The sequence below is a fragment of the Arthrobacter luteolus NBRC 107841 genome (genome assembly GCF_001552075.1).
In the GTDB taxonomy this organism is placed as follows: domain Bacteria; phylum Actinomycetota; class Actinomycetes; order Actinomycetales; family Micrococcaceae; genus Arthrobacter_B; species Arthrobacter_B luteolus.
The window spans coordinates 1-12,761 of record NZ_BCQM01000009.1 but is presented as its reverse complement, the minus strand read 5'-3'; the positions used below and the strand labels follow the sequence as shown (position 1 = coordinate 12,761).

Sequence of the window (12,761 nt, the reverse complement as noted above, 5' to 3'; positions counted from 1 at the left end):
GGCGGTATTTCGATCAGACGGGCTAGGTGTATGCGGAGAACCGTGCGGCGAAACTCGCCGGATCGGTGTTCCCGGCCAGCAGCAGGGCGGCCAGGATGCGGGATTGGAAGGGATTGAGGTCCCGGGACGGTATGGCGCCGGCGCGGACCAGGTCCTTGCCGCCGCCGTTTCCATAGGTCGGCACCACCGGACCCCATGGAGTGCGGCTGCTGAGGACCACCGGTACTCCGGCCGCGCTCACCTCCGCGACGGCCTCAGCGAAACCGGGTCCGGCGTTGCCGATGCCGGTTCCGGCCAGGATCAGGGCGTGCGCCCCGTCCCCCGCCGCGTGGAGGAGCAGTTCCGGTGTGGCTCCGGCATAGGCCGTAATGATGTCGGCCCGGACCGCGTCGAACCGGGCTTCCGGCATTGCCAGCGGAGCACGGCGGGCTGGCAGGGCGGAAACAACGACGTCGTCTCCGGCCAGGTGCGCCACCTGCGTCCCGCCGGCGAACGCGCTCGCGGCTGTGGTGTGGGATTTGCGCGCACCGCGGGCGGAGCGGATTTCGCCGGCGAAGGAGATCATCACCCCAGCACCCCGCAGCCCGGGTTCCGCAGCGGCGGCGATAGCCTCAGCCAGGTTCCCCGGCCCATCGGGGCAGGAACTGTCTGCGGTCTGCTGCGCACCGGTAAACACCACGGGCTTCGCCGAATCGTGCACCAGGTCCAGCAGGAAGGCGGTTTCCTCCATGGTGTCGGTTCCGTGCGTGACGACCACGCCATCCACCTCATCCCGGTCCAGGACCTCCCGAACAGTTTCAGCGATGAGGCGGAGGTCGGCAAGGGCCAGACGGTAGCTCCCCGTGGTGAGGATGTCGCGGGAGACGAGGGTGTGCCGGCTCTCCAGAGCGGAAGTCAGCGACTCCGCACCGTCGGACGCCACTGCACCGCCGGCACCCTGTGCCCGGGAGGCAATGGTGCCGCCGGTTCCTAGTACATGAATCTGAGCCACTGCCCGGTTACTCCTCAAGTTCCTGTTGCATCCGTTACCAAACGTTTGCCGCAAACGTTTGTGTAAGCGTTGGAAGCGATACTATGGGCCTAAGAGTGTGAAGCGCAACACGTTCACGCATTTTTTACATTCAGTCCGCATCTGACATGAAACGGAAACATGGGCGCCCCCGGACAAGTCACCCTGAAGTACCTGGCGAAGGAACTCGGCCTCAACGTCTCCACCGTGTCCCGTGTCCTCAACGACCCGGCCGGAGCAAATTCCAAGTGGGCTGCACCGGCCACCACTGAGCGGATCCTTGCCCTGTCCAAGGAACTTGGCTACAGCCGGAATCCGCATGCCGCATCACTGCGGACCTCGCGCTCCGACACTGTCGGAGTGATAGTTCCCCGACTGCAGGACTTTGTCCTGGCCACCATTTACGAAGGCATTGACGAGGCGGCAACCGAACACGGCCTGCTGGCGCTGGTGGCCAACTCCCTGGATGATGCCTCCGCTCAGCGGGTGAAGGCAGAACGCCTGCTGAACCGGCGTGCTGACGGACTGATCTTCGGAGATGCGCACCTCCAGGAGCCATACCTGGATGAACTGCGTGGCCGGGGTATTCCGCTGGTGCTGGTCAGCCGGACGTCCGCGGGGCACGTCAGCGTCACGTGCGACGACTATGCCGGCGGACGGCTGATGGCCGAGCATTTCCTTGCGGCTGGCCGAACCAGTTTCGGACTCATCGCGGGCACGCCGACAACCTCGACCTCGCGCGACCGCAGCGCCGGGTTCCTGGATGTGCTCGCTGATGCCGGGCACACCGTACCGGAACAGTGGCTCATCCACGGCGGGTTCGACGCACACTCCGGACAGGAGGCCGCCGCCCGGATCCTGGCCGCCGGCGGCGCCCCCGAGGCCATCTTCGCCGTCAACGACTTCGCGGCAATCGGGGCTATCGGCGTGCTGCGTGAAGCAGGCCTCAATGTCCCCGGCGACGTCGCGGTCGGCGGTTTTAATGACACACCTCTGGCCGGCGGCGTCAATCTCACCACGATCCGCTCCCCCATGCATGAGATAGGCCGGCAAGGACTGCTGGCGCTCCGCGGGATGATGGACGGCGCCGCTGTGGACAGCGTGCGGCTGGCCCCCGAATTGGTGGTTCGCGGCAGCGGCTAGGAAACGTCAAAAAACTCCTGCTTCCCCCTTGCCGGTATCCCGCACCGGGGGTACTTTGGTTTGTAATCAATCATTTGGTTGATAAACCGCAACCTTGAATACGCTTGCCGGTTGGTAAGCACAGTTTTTTGGTTACAGCACACGAAACGTTGGCCCACACATGAACGAAACCCGTGACGACGCCCTCCTCGACAAGGCCTTCCTGGCCCTTGCCGATCCGGCCCGCCGCCGCATCATCGCCAGGCTCTCCCGGGGCCCGGCAACGGTCAACGAACTGGCGGAACCCTTCGCGATCAGCAAGCAGGCGGTCTCGAAGCACATCCAGGTCCTCGAGCAGGCGCAGCTAGTCACCCGAACCCGTGACGCCCAGCGCCGGCCCGTGCACCTGAACCCCGCACGGCTGGAGGCGCTCACTGCGTGGATCGACCGGTATCGGCTGGTCCGCGAGGAGCAGTTCCGCAGCCTGGACGCCGTGCTCTTCGAACAGGCCGCGCGCAGCGGCCCGCAGGCAAAGGATCCATCATGACCAACGCACTGCAAGTCTCCGTCCCCGAGGGCGTTCCCTTTATCAATTTCTCCCGCGAGCTCGATTTCCCGGTCGCGGCGGTGTTCCAGGCGCACCGGGATCCGGAGCTGATTGTTCAGTGGCTGGGGCCGAGGGGCCTGAAGATGGAAATCGACCATTACGATTTCACCACCGGCGGCTCCTACAAGTACACCCACACCGGGCCCGACGGCGTTCCGTACGATTTCTCCGGCATCTTCCACACTGTCCGGGAGAACGAGTTCGCGATCCAGACCTTCGAGTTCTCCGGCTACCCCGACGTCGTCAGCATCGAATCCCAGACGTTCGAGGACCTGGGTGACGGCAGGACCCGGCTCACCGCGCACGCCGTCTACCCCAGCATGGAAGCGCGCGACGGTATGGCTGCCTCCGGCATGGAGGAGGGCCTCGGCGAAGGCTACGACCGGCTCGAAGAACTGCTGGGCACTCTCAGCGAAAAGACCCCTCAGGAGGCATCATGACCAACGCGCTGGAAGTCACGGTTCCGGACGGCGTTCCGTACATCGATTACGTCCGCGAGTTCGACTACCCCGCCCGCGAGGTGTTCCGCGCCCATGTGGATCCGGAATCCTACCGTCAGTGGATTGGACCCGACGCACTGGAGACCCGGATCGACGGGTTCGAACCGACCTCGGGCGGCAGCTACCGCTTTGTACAGACCGACGGCGAGGGCGAATTCGCTTTCCGCGGCGTTTTCCACAGTGTCCGCCCGGACGAGTTCATTCTGCAGACCTTCGAGTATGAGGGTTACCCGGACGAGGCGAGCCTGGACTACATGCACTTCGAGGACCTGCCGGACGGGCGTTCCAGGCTTATCGGCCATTCGCTCTATCCCTCGGTGGAAACCCGGGATAACTTCGTCTCCTCAGGCATGGAATCCGGAATGGCCGCCGGCTACGACAAGCTCGAGCAGCTGCTGGCCTTCGCCACCGCCTGACACCCTGCCGGAGACAACGTGTGGAGGAAACATGGACTGGACTCTGGAAGTCGTCGTGCTCCCGGTCCGCGACCTGGACCGCAGCATCGCTTTCTACGCCGACCGGGTGGGTTTTAAGCTCGATCACCATACCGTCACTGAGCAGATGCAGTTCGCCCAGCTGACGCCGCGGGGTTCCGGCTGCTCGATCGTGATCGGCAACCTTCCCGGACAGGCGGAGATGGAGCCGGGCTCCCTCAAGGGCCTGCAGCTGGTGGTTTCCGATGCCGCGGCGGCGCGGGAGGAACTGCTCTCCCGCGGGGTTGAGGCCGGCGGAATCATGGTCCTCGACGAGCGCGACGGCGGAACGATGTTCGGTTTCGAGGACCCGGACGGCAACAGCTGGGTGGTGCAGCAGATCAAGGCACGCGCGGAGAAGCCGCTGATTCCCCGCGGTCCCGAAGCCGCGCCGGCCGGCTGACCCGCCCAGGCGTCCCAACAGTACGACGGCGGCAGCTGCCTTTTCGAGGAAAGGCAGCTGCCGCCGTCGTCGTTTTTTGTCAGGAGCAGCGTCGTGTCTTGCAGGGAGCAGCGCTGGGTTTTCAGGGCCAGGGAATGCGGCGGCCGCGCGCGGGGTTGGTGCTGGCATGGAGACCCCTAATCCCGTCCGCCAGCTGCGGCTGGTGGTCGAAGCAGAAGATTACGACGCCGCCCTCACCTTCTACCGTGATGTCCTCGGCCTGCCCGAACAGGAGGCCTACCAGGGCGAAGACGATGCCCGGGTGACTATCCTGGACGCCGGCCGCGCCACACTGGAGCTGTCCAATCCGGCCCAGGTCCGGATGATCGACCGCGTCGAGGCCGATGGCCGCCCCAGCCTCAAGCTGCGTGTCGCCTTCGAGGTGGACGACGCCGCCGCCGCGACCCGGCAGGCGGTGGACGGCGGTGCGGAGCTGGTTGCCGAACCCCGCGAGACGCCCTGGCGGTCGCTGAACTCCCGGCTCAACGGTCCAGCCGGGCTGCAGCTGACCCTGTTCCAGGAGCTGGACGACCTCCGCTAGCCTGGGCCGGCAGTTTTGGTTGACCGGCACCAGGGAAGGGGAAGGGAGCCGGCCACAGGCTTAGCCCGCGAGCGCAGCGTTCACCCGGTCGATGCCGTAGGCGAAGGCCCGGTCCAGGTCTCCGCCCAGCCGGAAGGCGCCGGCGAGTTCCATGGAAATGAAGCCGGTCAGCCAGGCAGTCATAAACCGTGCGGCTTCCAGGGCATCCGCCTCGCCGACGGCGGCCCGCGCGGCCGCCAGAACCGGCGCGCTGGCCCGGGCCAGGTCCTCGGCCGAAGCGCTGCGGGTACTGAGCAGCCGGAAACCCTCCGGCCGTTCATGGGCGAAATTCCGGTAGGCATGGGCCATCCCGGCCAGAGAGTCCTGCGCTGCGAGCCGTTCCTGAAGTTCCTGCAGCGTGGCCGCGGCGATCAGCGTCAGCAGCGCTTCCCGGTCCCGCACCCGCTTGTAGAGCGACGGCGGCCGGACCCCCACGCGCTCAGCGACCGCCTGCATGGTCACCCGGCCGGGGCCGCCTGACTCCAGGACTTCACGGCCCGCGGCCACGATTTCTGCGAGCGATGTGCGCTGCGGTGTGGGCATACCAAACTCCTGACCCGGAAACGTAAGCTATTGACATTAGCCATCATAGCTAATTACCGTAGCTATATCGCCGGGACACGCCCTGGCCGGTGAAGGAGGAAACAGTGAAGCTTGGACCGCACCTGCACCGGATCGGCAACGACATCGTTGCCGCTTATCTCGTCCTCACCGATGAGGGCATCACCGTCATCGACGCCGGACTCGCCGGGCACTGGCGGGACCTGCAGCGCGAGCTCGCCGCCGTCGGGCGTCCCCTCTCCGACGTGCGCGGAATCGTGCTGACCCATGGGGACACCGACCACCTCGGGTTTGCCGAGCGGCTGCGCCTCACCTCCGGCATTCCGGTCTACGTGCACAGCGCGGACGCCGCCCGGGCCAAGGGCGGGGAGAAACCCAAAGCATCGGCTGGCCGTATGCGGCTGGGCCCGACTCTGAGTTTCCTTGCCTACTCCATCCGGAAGGGCGGCTGGCGCACTAAGTACCTGACCGACGTCGTCCCCGTGGAGGACGGCGACGTGCTGGACCTGCCCGGCTCCCCGCAGATCATTGGCCTGCCGGGACATTCGCCCGGGAGCGTCGCCGTGTATGTGCCGGCCGCCCGTGCGCTTTTTGTCGGCGACGCCCTGACCACCCGCCATGTCCTGACCGGACAGCGTGGTCCGCAGCCGGCCCCGTTCACCGACGATCCGGCCCAGGCGCTGGAAGTGCTCGAACGCGTCACCGGCCTGCAGCAGGTCGACTGGGTTCTGCCCGGCCATGGGGCTCCGTGGAACGGGCCGGTTGCCGGGCTGGCAGCCGAGGTGCGGGCGAAGGCTTAAGCCGGTTGGAGCCGCGCACAGGGGCTTCAGCTTGCACCGATGTCCTCATTCCACAGTGACGGGTATTCGGTCATGAATTCCTCCACGAGCAGGGCGCAGGCTTCATCGTCCAGGATCTCAAGCTGCACTCCCCTGCTCCGCAGCAGGTCCTCCGCACCCGTATAGTTCCGGTTTTCACCGATAATCACGCGGGGAATTCCGTAGAGCAGCACCGCACCCGCGCACATGTCACAGGGCGAAAGTGTGGTGACCAGAGTGGCCCGCCGATAGGAACCGGCGGGCAGCCGGCCGGCCTGCTCAAGACAGTCCATTTCCGCGTGCCGGATCACGCTGCCGAGCTGCTGTCTGCGGTTGCGCCCCGTCGCCACAATCGCGCCTTCAACGTACAGAGCCGACCCAATGGGAATACCGCCTTCAGCCAGGCCCTTCCGGGCGGCGTTCAGGGCGGGCAGCAACAACTCCGATGTCATGGCCCCACAGTAGGAGCCGCAGCCCCCGGCAGGGAAGAGCCCTGCGAACTTCAGGCTCCGGGGGCGTGTGGTAGCTCAACGGCACCCCGTGCCTCCGCCACGGTTTCCCGCACCTCCGGAGCAACCTCAGTGCCGAAGCGGGCCAGGGCGGCGGCATCGTCGCTGGCCAGAATGAAGCCCGAAATCCCGTACTCCAGTGCCAGTTCCGCCAGCAGCCCGGCGGAGGTGGCGGACCCGCTGATATTCAGCAGCCGCCGGACAGCGGACGGAATGCGCCCGGCTCCGGCCGCGGCGTCGTCGATCCGGGCGTTCAGTCCGGCCAGCTCCTCCGGGCCTCCCGGCAGGTACCCCAGCGAGGCGAACCAGCCGTCTGCCAGTTCTCCGGTGAGCCGGAGCATGCGTGGTTTGTAGGCGCCGAGCCAGATACCGACGTCGTGCGCCGGTGCCGGACCGCGCTTGGCTCCGTCCACCCGGTGGACCGTGCCCTCCACCCGCAGCGGCGCGCCTGCGGAGACATCCCAGATCCCGCGGATGATCCGGATGGCCTCTTCCAATCCCGTGACCGCCTCACCCGGGCTGAGCCGGTCTCCGCCGGCGGCCGCGATCGCGTCCCAGAACGCTCCGGCGCCGAGTCCGAGCTCGAAGCGGCCGCCGCTGAGCAGATCGAGGCTGGCCGCGCTGCGGGCGACGACGGCCGGCTGCCGCAGCGGCAGGTTCAGCACGTCGGTGGCCAGCCGGATCCTGGTGGTCCGCGCTGCCACGTAGGAGAGCAGCGTCCAGGTGTCCAGGAACCGCGGCTGGTACGGGTGGTCCTGGAACGCGGCCAGGTCCAGTCCGGCTGTCTCAGCGGTTTGCGCCAGCTCCACAGCGCGCTGCGGCGGGGAGGCCGACGGCGTGATGAAGGCTCCGAACAGCAGGTCGCGGCCGTAATCAGGCATCGTGGACTCCTGGCGTCTGGGGTGCGTGGTGGCCCAGCCTAGTCCTCCGGTGCGGCATCCGGGCAGCCGGGTTTGTAGGCTGGAAGACGTGCCCCTTGAGATTCCCGCCGCCCCCGCCAGTGTTCCCACGGCCGGGGCAGGACGTTTTGCTCCCAGCCCCTCAGGTGAGCTGCACGTCGGCAACCTCCGGACCGCCCTGCTGGCCTGGCTATTCGCCCGCAGCACCGGCCGGGAATTCTTCCTCCGGGTGGAGGATCTGGACCAGGCCCGTGCCGGGGCGGAAGCTGCGCAGCTGCGTGACCTGGCCGCCGTCGGGCTGGACTGGGACGCCGGGATCCTCCGCCAGTCCGACCGCACTTCGGTCTACCTCGAAGCGATTCAACGGCTGCAGGACGAGGGCAGGGTCTACGAGTGCTTCTGCACACGCAGTGAGATCTCCGACGCACCCCGTGCCCCGCACTCCCCGCCCGGATCCTATCCGGGGACCTGCCGCAACCTGTCGGCGCAGGAACGTGAACGACGCCGGCGCGAACGTCCGCCGGCCCTGCGGCTTCGGTCCGAGGTCACCGAGTTCACCGTCCACGACGTCCTGCACGGCGAGTACACCGGTGTGGTTGATGACCTGGTGCTGCTGCGCAACGACGGCGTCCCTCCCTACAACCTGGCCGTCGTCGTCGACGATGCAGCCCAGGGCATCAACCAGGTGGTCCGCGGTGACGACCTCTTGTCCTCCACCCCCCGGCAGGCATACCTCGCGTCTCTGCTGGGGCTGCCTCCGGTGGACTACGTCCATGTCCAGCTGGTACTGGGGCCTACCGGCAAGCGGCTGGCCAAGCGCGACGGCGCCGTGACGCTTGGCGGTTTGGCGGAGCTGGGCATCTCAGCCCAGGAGGCGACGGCGATGATCCTCGGTTCGCTGGGCCTGCCGGGAACCCTGCCGGAGGCCCTGGCTGTGTTTGACCCTGCCCGGCTCCCGCTGCATCCGTGGGTCTTTGAACCGCCGGGACTTTGAGCTGGCCGGACTTCTAACCTGCCCGATTTCGGAGCTGGCCGGTGCCTGGGCTATCCGTGCCCGGGCCGGGCGGCGGCGCATTGCCGGGTTCGGGGGGGGGTGGCCAGGTCCTGCCCCTGAGGTGTTCACTGGTGGCATGCCCCTCACCGGTGAATATGTCCCAAGTCCCAGCAACTGGTCAGCGAAGCAGGCCGAGGAAATTGAGTCCTCCGGCGGCACCCGCGGCACCACGCTCAATGGACGCCCCGTCATCCTGCTGACCACCAAGGGCGCCAAGACCGGCAAGCTGCGCAAGACCCCGCTGATGCGCGTGGAGCACGACGGCGTTTATGCGGTGGTTGCCTCGCTCGGAGGCGCTCCCCGGCATCCGGTCTGGTTCTTCAACGTCAAGGCCCATCCGCATGTGGAGCTGCAGGACGGCCCGCAGAAGTGGGACATGCAGGCCCGCGAAGTCACCGGTGAGGAGAAGGCCCTGTGGTGGGAACGTGCCGTCGAGGCCTATCCGCCCTACGCCGATTACCAGGCGAAAACGGACCGGGAAATCCCGGTGTTTGTTCTGGAACGGATGGACGCCGGGTAAGACCTGCGGCGGATAACCCTGCGATAGGTTCTGCACTGACAATCCCTGCTGCAGCGCGGACCGGCGGCGGCGAGGAACCTGGGGGCGCAGTCAGCAGCCCCGCAGCCCCGCAGCCCCGCAGCCCTAGACGGCAACGTACCGGGTGAACCACAGCCGGTAACGGAATCTTCCCAGTCCGATGGAGAGCACCGGGGAATCAATCTTGGCTTCCCGATGGCTGTGGACTGCCTGTGAGGCATCCTGTTCCGGCTCTGCTCCGGCACCCTTGCCCACGCCAGCAGTCCGGCGATCCCCGTGGCCGGCAACCTGGTTAGCTAGGCCGCCGCTCCGGCTGTTCTCGACTCTCTGTTCCACGCTCCGCCCGACTCTCTGTTCCATGCTCCGCCCGACTCTCTGTTCCACGCTTCGCCCGATTGTCCGCCCGGCTCTCCGGCGGCGCTCTCTGTTTGCCCGGGCTGTGTTTGCGCGCGCTGCCTCGGCCACTCGTTCCCGGTAGTCCAGTTTTGCCAGCTCAATCTCCATCAGCCCCATGTGCTTCCCTCTCCTTGCCCTGCCGGTTCTCGGCCGCCAAGTTCCGTCTCCCGCATCGTGCCAAGTGCTGGCCTGGAATCAGCGCTGCACCTGGAACAACGCTGCATCGGGAACCAGCGCCGCATCTGGGATTAAGGCTATGAGCATGCACAGCAGCGGACGACGCAGTTCAGGACAGGTACGGTCCGCATCCGGCGGGTCTTTTTCCCCGGTTCCAAGATTCGCCCTGGCCCACCCCATGCCTAGCCGACCCTATGGCTAGGAGGTGCAGCCGACTCCGTCGCCGTCGCCGTCGAACTTTGGATCCCAGCCCGGATCGCCGGGACGGATCGGTGCGGCACCCGCAGCCTTGACGGCCGAGCAATTCGCATAGACCGGCGTCGCAGTCCCTCCGGTTGTACCGCTGGCTGATCCGGCGGCTGCCGCGCGGGCGGCTGTTCCTTCCCGGGCCGGAACCGGCTCATCCGGGCAGCCGGAGAGGACCGTGGCGATCGCATCGTGCTCAGCCTGGGTCATCCAGAGCCCGTACTCCGCCTTCACCGCGGTCTGCCGCGCGACGTATTCGCAGCGGAAGCCCTTGTTCGGCGGCAGCCAGGTGGCGGCGTCGGAGTCTGACTTCGCGCCGTTGGCGGGGCCATCGGCGGCGAGGAGGTTCAGCGGATCATTGGCGAGCTGGCGGCGTTGGTCCGCGCTCAGCTGCTGGGCACCCTTCTGCCACGCGTCGGACAGCGCCACCACATGATCAATCTGCACCGCTGTGCTGGTGGTGTTGCCGCGGACGAAGCTGATGGAGGTTCCGGTGTACGGGTCAAGGAAGGTGCCGGAGGTAATCACGCAGTCCTTGGTGCCCTCCCGGAAGGCCAGGTTCACCAGGTCCCGGGCCAGGATGTCGTTGCGGGTGTCGCAGCCGTTGCGGTCGACGTCGGCCCAGGCCGGCCCAAATTCTTCCCGGTCGTAACCGGTTTTCGGTGCCCGTCCCTTGATGGTGATCCCGGCAAGCTGCTCCAGTGCGGTTCCGGCCTGGGCCTGCTGCGTGGGTGGCGCGGCGGCTGCGGGCCCGGATTCCTGGGGGACGCAGGCGGTTCCGAAGAGGAGGAACGAAACGACGGACAAGGACAGCAGAGTGGAGCGCAGGTATTTCATTTGGCATCAATTATCGGCGTCCTTTACCGGAAAGCCGGGGAGGCTCACGGCGCGCCCTTTCGCTGGCCCGTACGGCCGCGTAAATTCGGTGGTGCAACCCCTCACGAGGAGAACCCATGGCCACCGGCAAGAACACCATCCCCACCGGCCCCAAGCAGGCGAATCCCGAAGGGAAACGGTCTGCCGCATCCGACGGTGCAGACCCACGGATGTCGGTTGCGGAGGACTATGCTGCGGAGCTCGATGAGCTGGAGGAGCTGGACTCCAAGACGGCGGTTAGGCCGGAAAAGGGCGACGACGCCGCCTGGACGCACAACTATCCGTATGACAAGAAGCTCTCCCGCCGTTCCTATAACCTGCAGAAGCGCCAGCTGCAGATCGAGCTGCTGAAGATGCAGCTGTGGGTCAAGGAAACCGGGCAGAAGATGCTGATCATCTTCGAAGGCCGCGATGCCGCCGGAAAAGGCGGCGCGATCAAGCGCTTCAACGAACATCTGAATCCTCGTGGCGCCCGAGTTGTGGCATTGGAAAAGCCGACCGATCAGGAACGCACGCAATGGTACTTCCAGCGGTACGTCTCCCGGCTTCCCAGCGGCGGGGAGATCGTGATGATGGACCGTTCCTGGTACAACCGTGCCGGCGTCGAGCGCGTCATGAATTACTGCACCCCGGCCCAGTATCTGGAGTTCATGCGGGAAGTGCCCGAGCTGGAACGGATGCTGGTGAACTCCGGTGTCCTGCTGCGCAAGCTGTGGTTCTCGGTGGGGCGGGCCGAACAGCTGGCGAGGTTTGCGGCGCGTGAAACGGATCCGGTCAAACAGTGGAAGCTCTCCCCCACCGACCTGGCCAGCCTGGACAAATGGGATGACTATACCGAGGCCAAGGAAGCCATGTTCTTCTACACGGACACGGGCGATGCGCCGTGGACGGTGGTGAAATCCAACGACAAGAAGCGTGCCCGGCTCGAGGCGATGCGTTTTGTCCTGCACGGGGTGGACTATCCGAACAAGGACCTGAGCGTGGCGCACGCACCGGATCAGCTGATCGTGGGTCCGGCGGCCAGCCATTACGAGGAGGGCGAAGAGCCCGGCGGAATGTTTCCCGTGGTCAAACCGCAGAACTGACGCGGTCAGTGTTGCATATGATGACTGGGTGACTGCTACCCGAAGACTCCCATGAGTTCGCGCCTGCACAGCCTGGTGATCGAATCGCTCGGGCGGAGAATTGTCTCCTGTGAACTCGCCCCCGGCGACACCATGCTCTCCGAGCAGCTGGAGTCGGAGCTGAACGTTTCCCGGTCCGTTGCCCGTGAGGCGGTCCGTGTGCTGCAGTCCCTTGGCCTGGTCGAAACGGTTAAGCGGGTGGGGATCCGGGTGCTTCCGGAAACGTCCTGGAACGTCTTCGATCCTTATATTGTGCGGTGGCGGCTCGCAGCCAAGTCAGGTAAGGGCGCCCAGTTGAGGTCCCTGACCGAGCTGCGTTCCGCCGTCGAGCCTGCTGCCGCTGAGCTCGCGGCGCAGCACGCGCCGGAAGACATGGCCGCAGAGCTGATGGCCGTTGCCGCGAAGATGCGTGCCGTGGGCCGGGCCGGGGATCTGCAGCAGTTCCTGGAGCTGGACATCCATTACCACGCACTGGTTCTGGCCGCCTCTGGCAACGAAATGTTCAGCCAGATGCAGTCGATGATCGCCGAGGTCCTTCGCGGCCGGACCGACTACGGGCTGATGCCCACCCATCCGCACGAAGAGGCACTGCAGTGGCATGTCGACGTCGCCAACGCCATCCAGGCCGGCCGGCCGGAAGCAGCCCGCGAAGCGATGGACCAAATCATGCGGCGGACAAAGTCTGAAGTTGAGAGCGTCTGGAAGGACGAACCGAGGATCTTCACGCAGCCGGAGGTTTCGAAGGGATAGTCGTGTTGGCCGCGGCGCGGGCGGAGGTGCGCGACGGCGGCGGCGGCCGTGGAGCGCGGGCGGCGCGGCGACGCGGAGCC

General features: G+C 66.4%; 16 protein-coding genes. 11 read left to right on the top strand and 5 right to left on the bottom strand.

What is annotated here, in order from left to right; translation table 11 throughout:
- Positions 1 to 22 precede the first annotated feature (22 nt).
- Positions 23 to 991: an asparaginase gene (locus AL3_RS14435; RefSeq protein WP_066302351.1), complete on the bottom strand. Its 969-nt coding sequence runs from the start codon at positions 989 to 991 to the stop codon at positions 23 to 25.
- 159 nt (positions 992 to 1,150) lie between these two features.
- Between AL3_RS14435 and AL3_RS14430 the strand changes: the two genes are divergently transcribed.
- The 6 genes from AL3_RS14430 to AL3_RS14405 all read left to right on the top strand — a co-directional run bounded on the left by AL3_RS14430 (position 1,151) and on the right by AL3_RS14405 (position 4,694).
- Positions 1,151 to 2,152 (top strand): LacI family DNA-binding transcriptional regulator, encoded by a 1,002-nt coding sequence (locus AL3_RS14430; RefSeq protein WP_066302348.1) that lies wholly within the window; start codon positions 1,151 to 1,153, stop codon positions 2,150 to 2,152.
- A 160-nt stretch (positions 2,153 to 2,312) separates the two neighbouring features.
- The gene (locus AL3_RS14425; protein ID WP_066302346.1) at positions 2,313 to 2,678 is read left to right on the top strand and encodes an ArsR/SmtB family transcription factor; all 366 of its coding nucleotides are present in this window, start codon (positions 2,313 to 2,315) and stop codon (positions 2,676 to 2,678) included.
- Positions 2,675 to 3,178: an SRPBCC family protein gene (locus AL3_RS14420; protein WP_066302342.1), complete on the top strand. Its 504-nt coding sequence runs from the start codon at positions 2,675 to 2,677 to the stop codon at positions 3,176 to 3,178. The genes AL3_RS14425 and AL3_RS14420 overlap by 4 nt, the downstream gene beginning before the upstream one ends.
- Positions 3,175 to 3,654, top strand: coding sequence for an SRPBCC family protein (locus tag AL3_RS14415; RefSeq protein ID WP_066302340.1), 480 nt, complete (start codon positions 3,175 to 3,177; stop codon positions 3,652 to 3,654). The genes AL3_RS14420 and AL3_RS14415 overlap by 4 nt, the downstream gene beginning before the upstream one ends.
- A gap of 31 nt (positions 3,655 to 3,685) precedes the next feature.
- On the top strand, positions 3,686 to 4,114 hold the full coding sequence (locus AL3_RS14410) for a VOC family protein (RefSeq protein ID WP_066302338.1): 429 nt from the start codon (positions 3,686 to 3,688) through the stop codon (positions 4,112 to 4,114).
- 166 nt (positions 4,115 to 4,280) lie between these two features.
- The gene (locus AL3_RS14405; RefSeq protein ID WP_066302335.1) at positions 4,281 to 4,694 is read left to right on the top strand and encodes a VOC family protein; all 414 of its coding nucleotides are present in this window, start codon (positions 4,281 to 4,283) and stop codon (positions 4,692 to 4,694) included.
- A gap of 60 nt (positions 4,695 to 4,754) precedes the next feature.
- Here the strand turns inward: AL3_RS14405 and AL3_RS14400 are convergent, their stop codons facing one another.
- A complete protein-coding gene (locus AL3_RS14400) occupies positions 4,755 to 5,276 on the bottom strand; it encodes a TetR/AcrR family transcriptional regulator (RefSeq protein ID WP_066302334.1) in 522 nt (173 codons plus the stop codon).
- Positions 5,277 to 5,380: 104 nt separating this feature from the next.
- Between AL3_RS14400 and AL3_RS14395 the strand changes: the two genes are divergently transcribed.
- Positions 5,381 to 6,094, top strand: coding sequence for an MBL fold metallo-hydrolase (locus AL3_RS14395; RefSeq protein ID WP_066302333.1), 714 nt, complete (start codon positions 5,381 to 5,383; stop codon positions 6,092 to 6,094).
- Positions 6,095 to 6,120: 26 nt separating this feature from the next.
- Here AL3_RS14395 and AL3_RS14390 read toward each other — a convergent pair whose 3' ends face one another.
- Positions 6,121 to 6,564 carry a nucleoside deaminase gene (locus AL3_RS14390; RefSeq protein WP_066302329.1) on the bottom strand — a complete coding sequence of 148 codons (444 nt, stop codon included), beginning with the start codon at positions 6,562 to 6,564 and terminating at the stop codon, positions 6,121 to 6,123.
- 50 nt (positions 6,565 to 6,614) lie between these two features.
- On the bottom strand, positions 6,615 to 7,502 hold the full coding sequence (locus tag AL3_RS14385) for an LLM class flavin-dependent oxidoreductase (protein ID WP_066302327.1): 888 nt from the start codon (positions 7,500 to 7,502) through the stop codon (positions 6,615 to 6,617).
- A gap of 88 nt (positions 7,503 to 7,590) precedes the next feature.
- Between AL3_RS14385 and gluQRS the strand changes: the two genes are divergently transcribed.
- Complete coding sequence (gene gluQRS, locus AL3_RS14380) at positions 7,591 to 8,514, top strand: tRNA glutamyl-Q(34) synthetase GluQRS (protein WP_246168713.1); 924 nt, start codon at positions 7,591 to 7,593, stop codon at positions 8,512 to 8,514.
- Between the two features lie 136 nt (positions 8,515 to 8,650).
- The gene (locus tag AL3_RS14375; RefSeq protein ID WP_066302325.1) at positions 8,651 to 9,094 is read left to right on the top strand and encodes a nitroreductase family deazaflavin-dependent oxidoreductase; all 444 of its coding nucleotides are present in this window, start codon (positions 8,651 to 8,653) and stop codon (positions 9,092 to 9,094) included.
- Between the two features lie 789 nt (positions 9,095 to 9,883).
- Here AL3_RS14375 and AL3_RS14370 read toward each other — a convergent pair.
- Positions 9,884 to 10,768 carry a GmrSD restriction endonuclease domain-containing protein gene (locus AL3_RS14370; RefSeq protein WP_066302324.1) on the bottom strand — a complete coding sequence of 295 codons (885 nt, stop codon included), beginning with the start codon at positions 10,766 to 10,768 and terminating at the stop codon, positions 9,884 to 9,886.
- Between the two features lie 116 nt (positions 10,769 to 10,884).
- Here AL3_RS14370 and ppk2 point away from each other — a divergent pair, with 116 nt between their 5' ends.
- Positions 10,885 to 11,892: a polyphosphate kinase 2 gene (ppk2, locus tag AL3_RS14365; RefSeq protein WP_083521769.1), complete on the top strand. Its 1,008-nt coding sequence runs from the start codon at positions 10,885 to 10,887 to the stop codon at positions 11,890 to 11,892.
- Between the two features lie 51 nt (positions 11,893 to 11,943).
- A complete protein-coding gene (locus AL3_RS14360) occupies positions 11,944 to 12,681 on the top strand; it encodes a FadR/GntR family transcriptional regulator (RefSeq protein WP_066302323.1) in 738 nt (245 codons plus the stop codon).
- Positions 12,682 to 12,761 lie beyond the last annotated feature (80 nt).

Bases quoted from the DNA above. Each gene is read 5' to 3' on its own strand.
- AL3_RS14430 (WP_066302348.1), top strand. From the start codon at position 1,151: ATGGGCGCCCCCGGACAAGTCACCCTGAAGTACCTGGCGAAGGAACTC.
- AL3_RS14425 (WP_066302346.1), top strand. From the start codon at position 2,313: ATGAACGAAACCCGTGACGACGCCCTCCTCGACAAGGCCTTCCTGGCC.
- AL3_RS14420 (WP_066302342.1), top strand. From the start codon at position 2,675: ATGACCAACGCACTGCAAGTCTCCGTCCCCGAGGGCGTTCCCTTTATC.
- AL3_RS14415 (WP_066302340.1), top strand. From the start codon at position 3,175: ATGACCAACGCGCTGGAAGTCACGGTTCCGGACGGCGTTCCGTACATC.
- AL3_RS14410 (WP_066302338.1), top strand. From the start codon at position 3,686: ATGGACTGGACTCTGGAAGTCGTCGTGCTCCCGGTCCGCGACCTGGAC.
- AL3_RS14405 (WP_066302335.1), top strand. From the start codon at position 4,281: ATGGAGACCCCTAATCCCGTCCGCCAGCTGCGGCTGGTGGTCGAAGCA.
- AL3_RS14400 (WP_066302334.1), bottom strand. From the start codon at position 5,276: ATGCCCACACCGCAGCGCACATCGCTCGCAGAAATCGTGGCCGCGGGC.
- AL3_RS14390 (WP_066302329.1), bottom strand. From the start codon at position 6,564: ATGACATCGGAGTTGTTGCTGCCCGCCCTGAACGCCGCCCGGAAGGGC.
- AL3_RS14385 (WP_066302327.1), bottom strand. From the start codon at position 7,502: ATGCCTGATTACGGCCGCGACCTGCTGTTCGGAGCCTTCATCACGCCG.
- AL3_RS14375 (WP_066302325.1), top strand. From the start codon at position 8,651: ATGCCCCTCACCGGTGAATATGTCCCAAGTCCCAGCAACTGGTCAGCG.
- AL3_RS14370 (WP_066302324.1), bottom strand. From the start codon at position 10,768: ATGAAATACCTGCGCTCCACTCTGCTGTCCTTGTCCGTCGTTTCGTTC.
- ppk2 (WP_083521769.1), top strand. From the start codon at position 10,885: ATGGCCACCGGCAAGAACACCATCCCCACCGGCCCCAAGCAGGCGAAT.
- AL3_RS14360 (WP_066302323.1), top strand. From the start codon at position 11,944: ATGAGTTCGCGCCTGCACAGCCTGGTGATCGAATCGCTCGGGCGGAGA.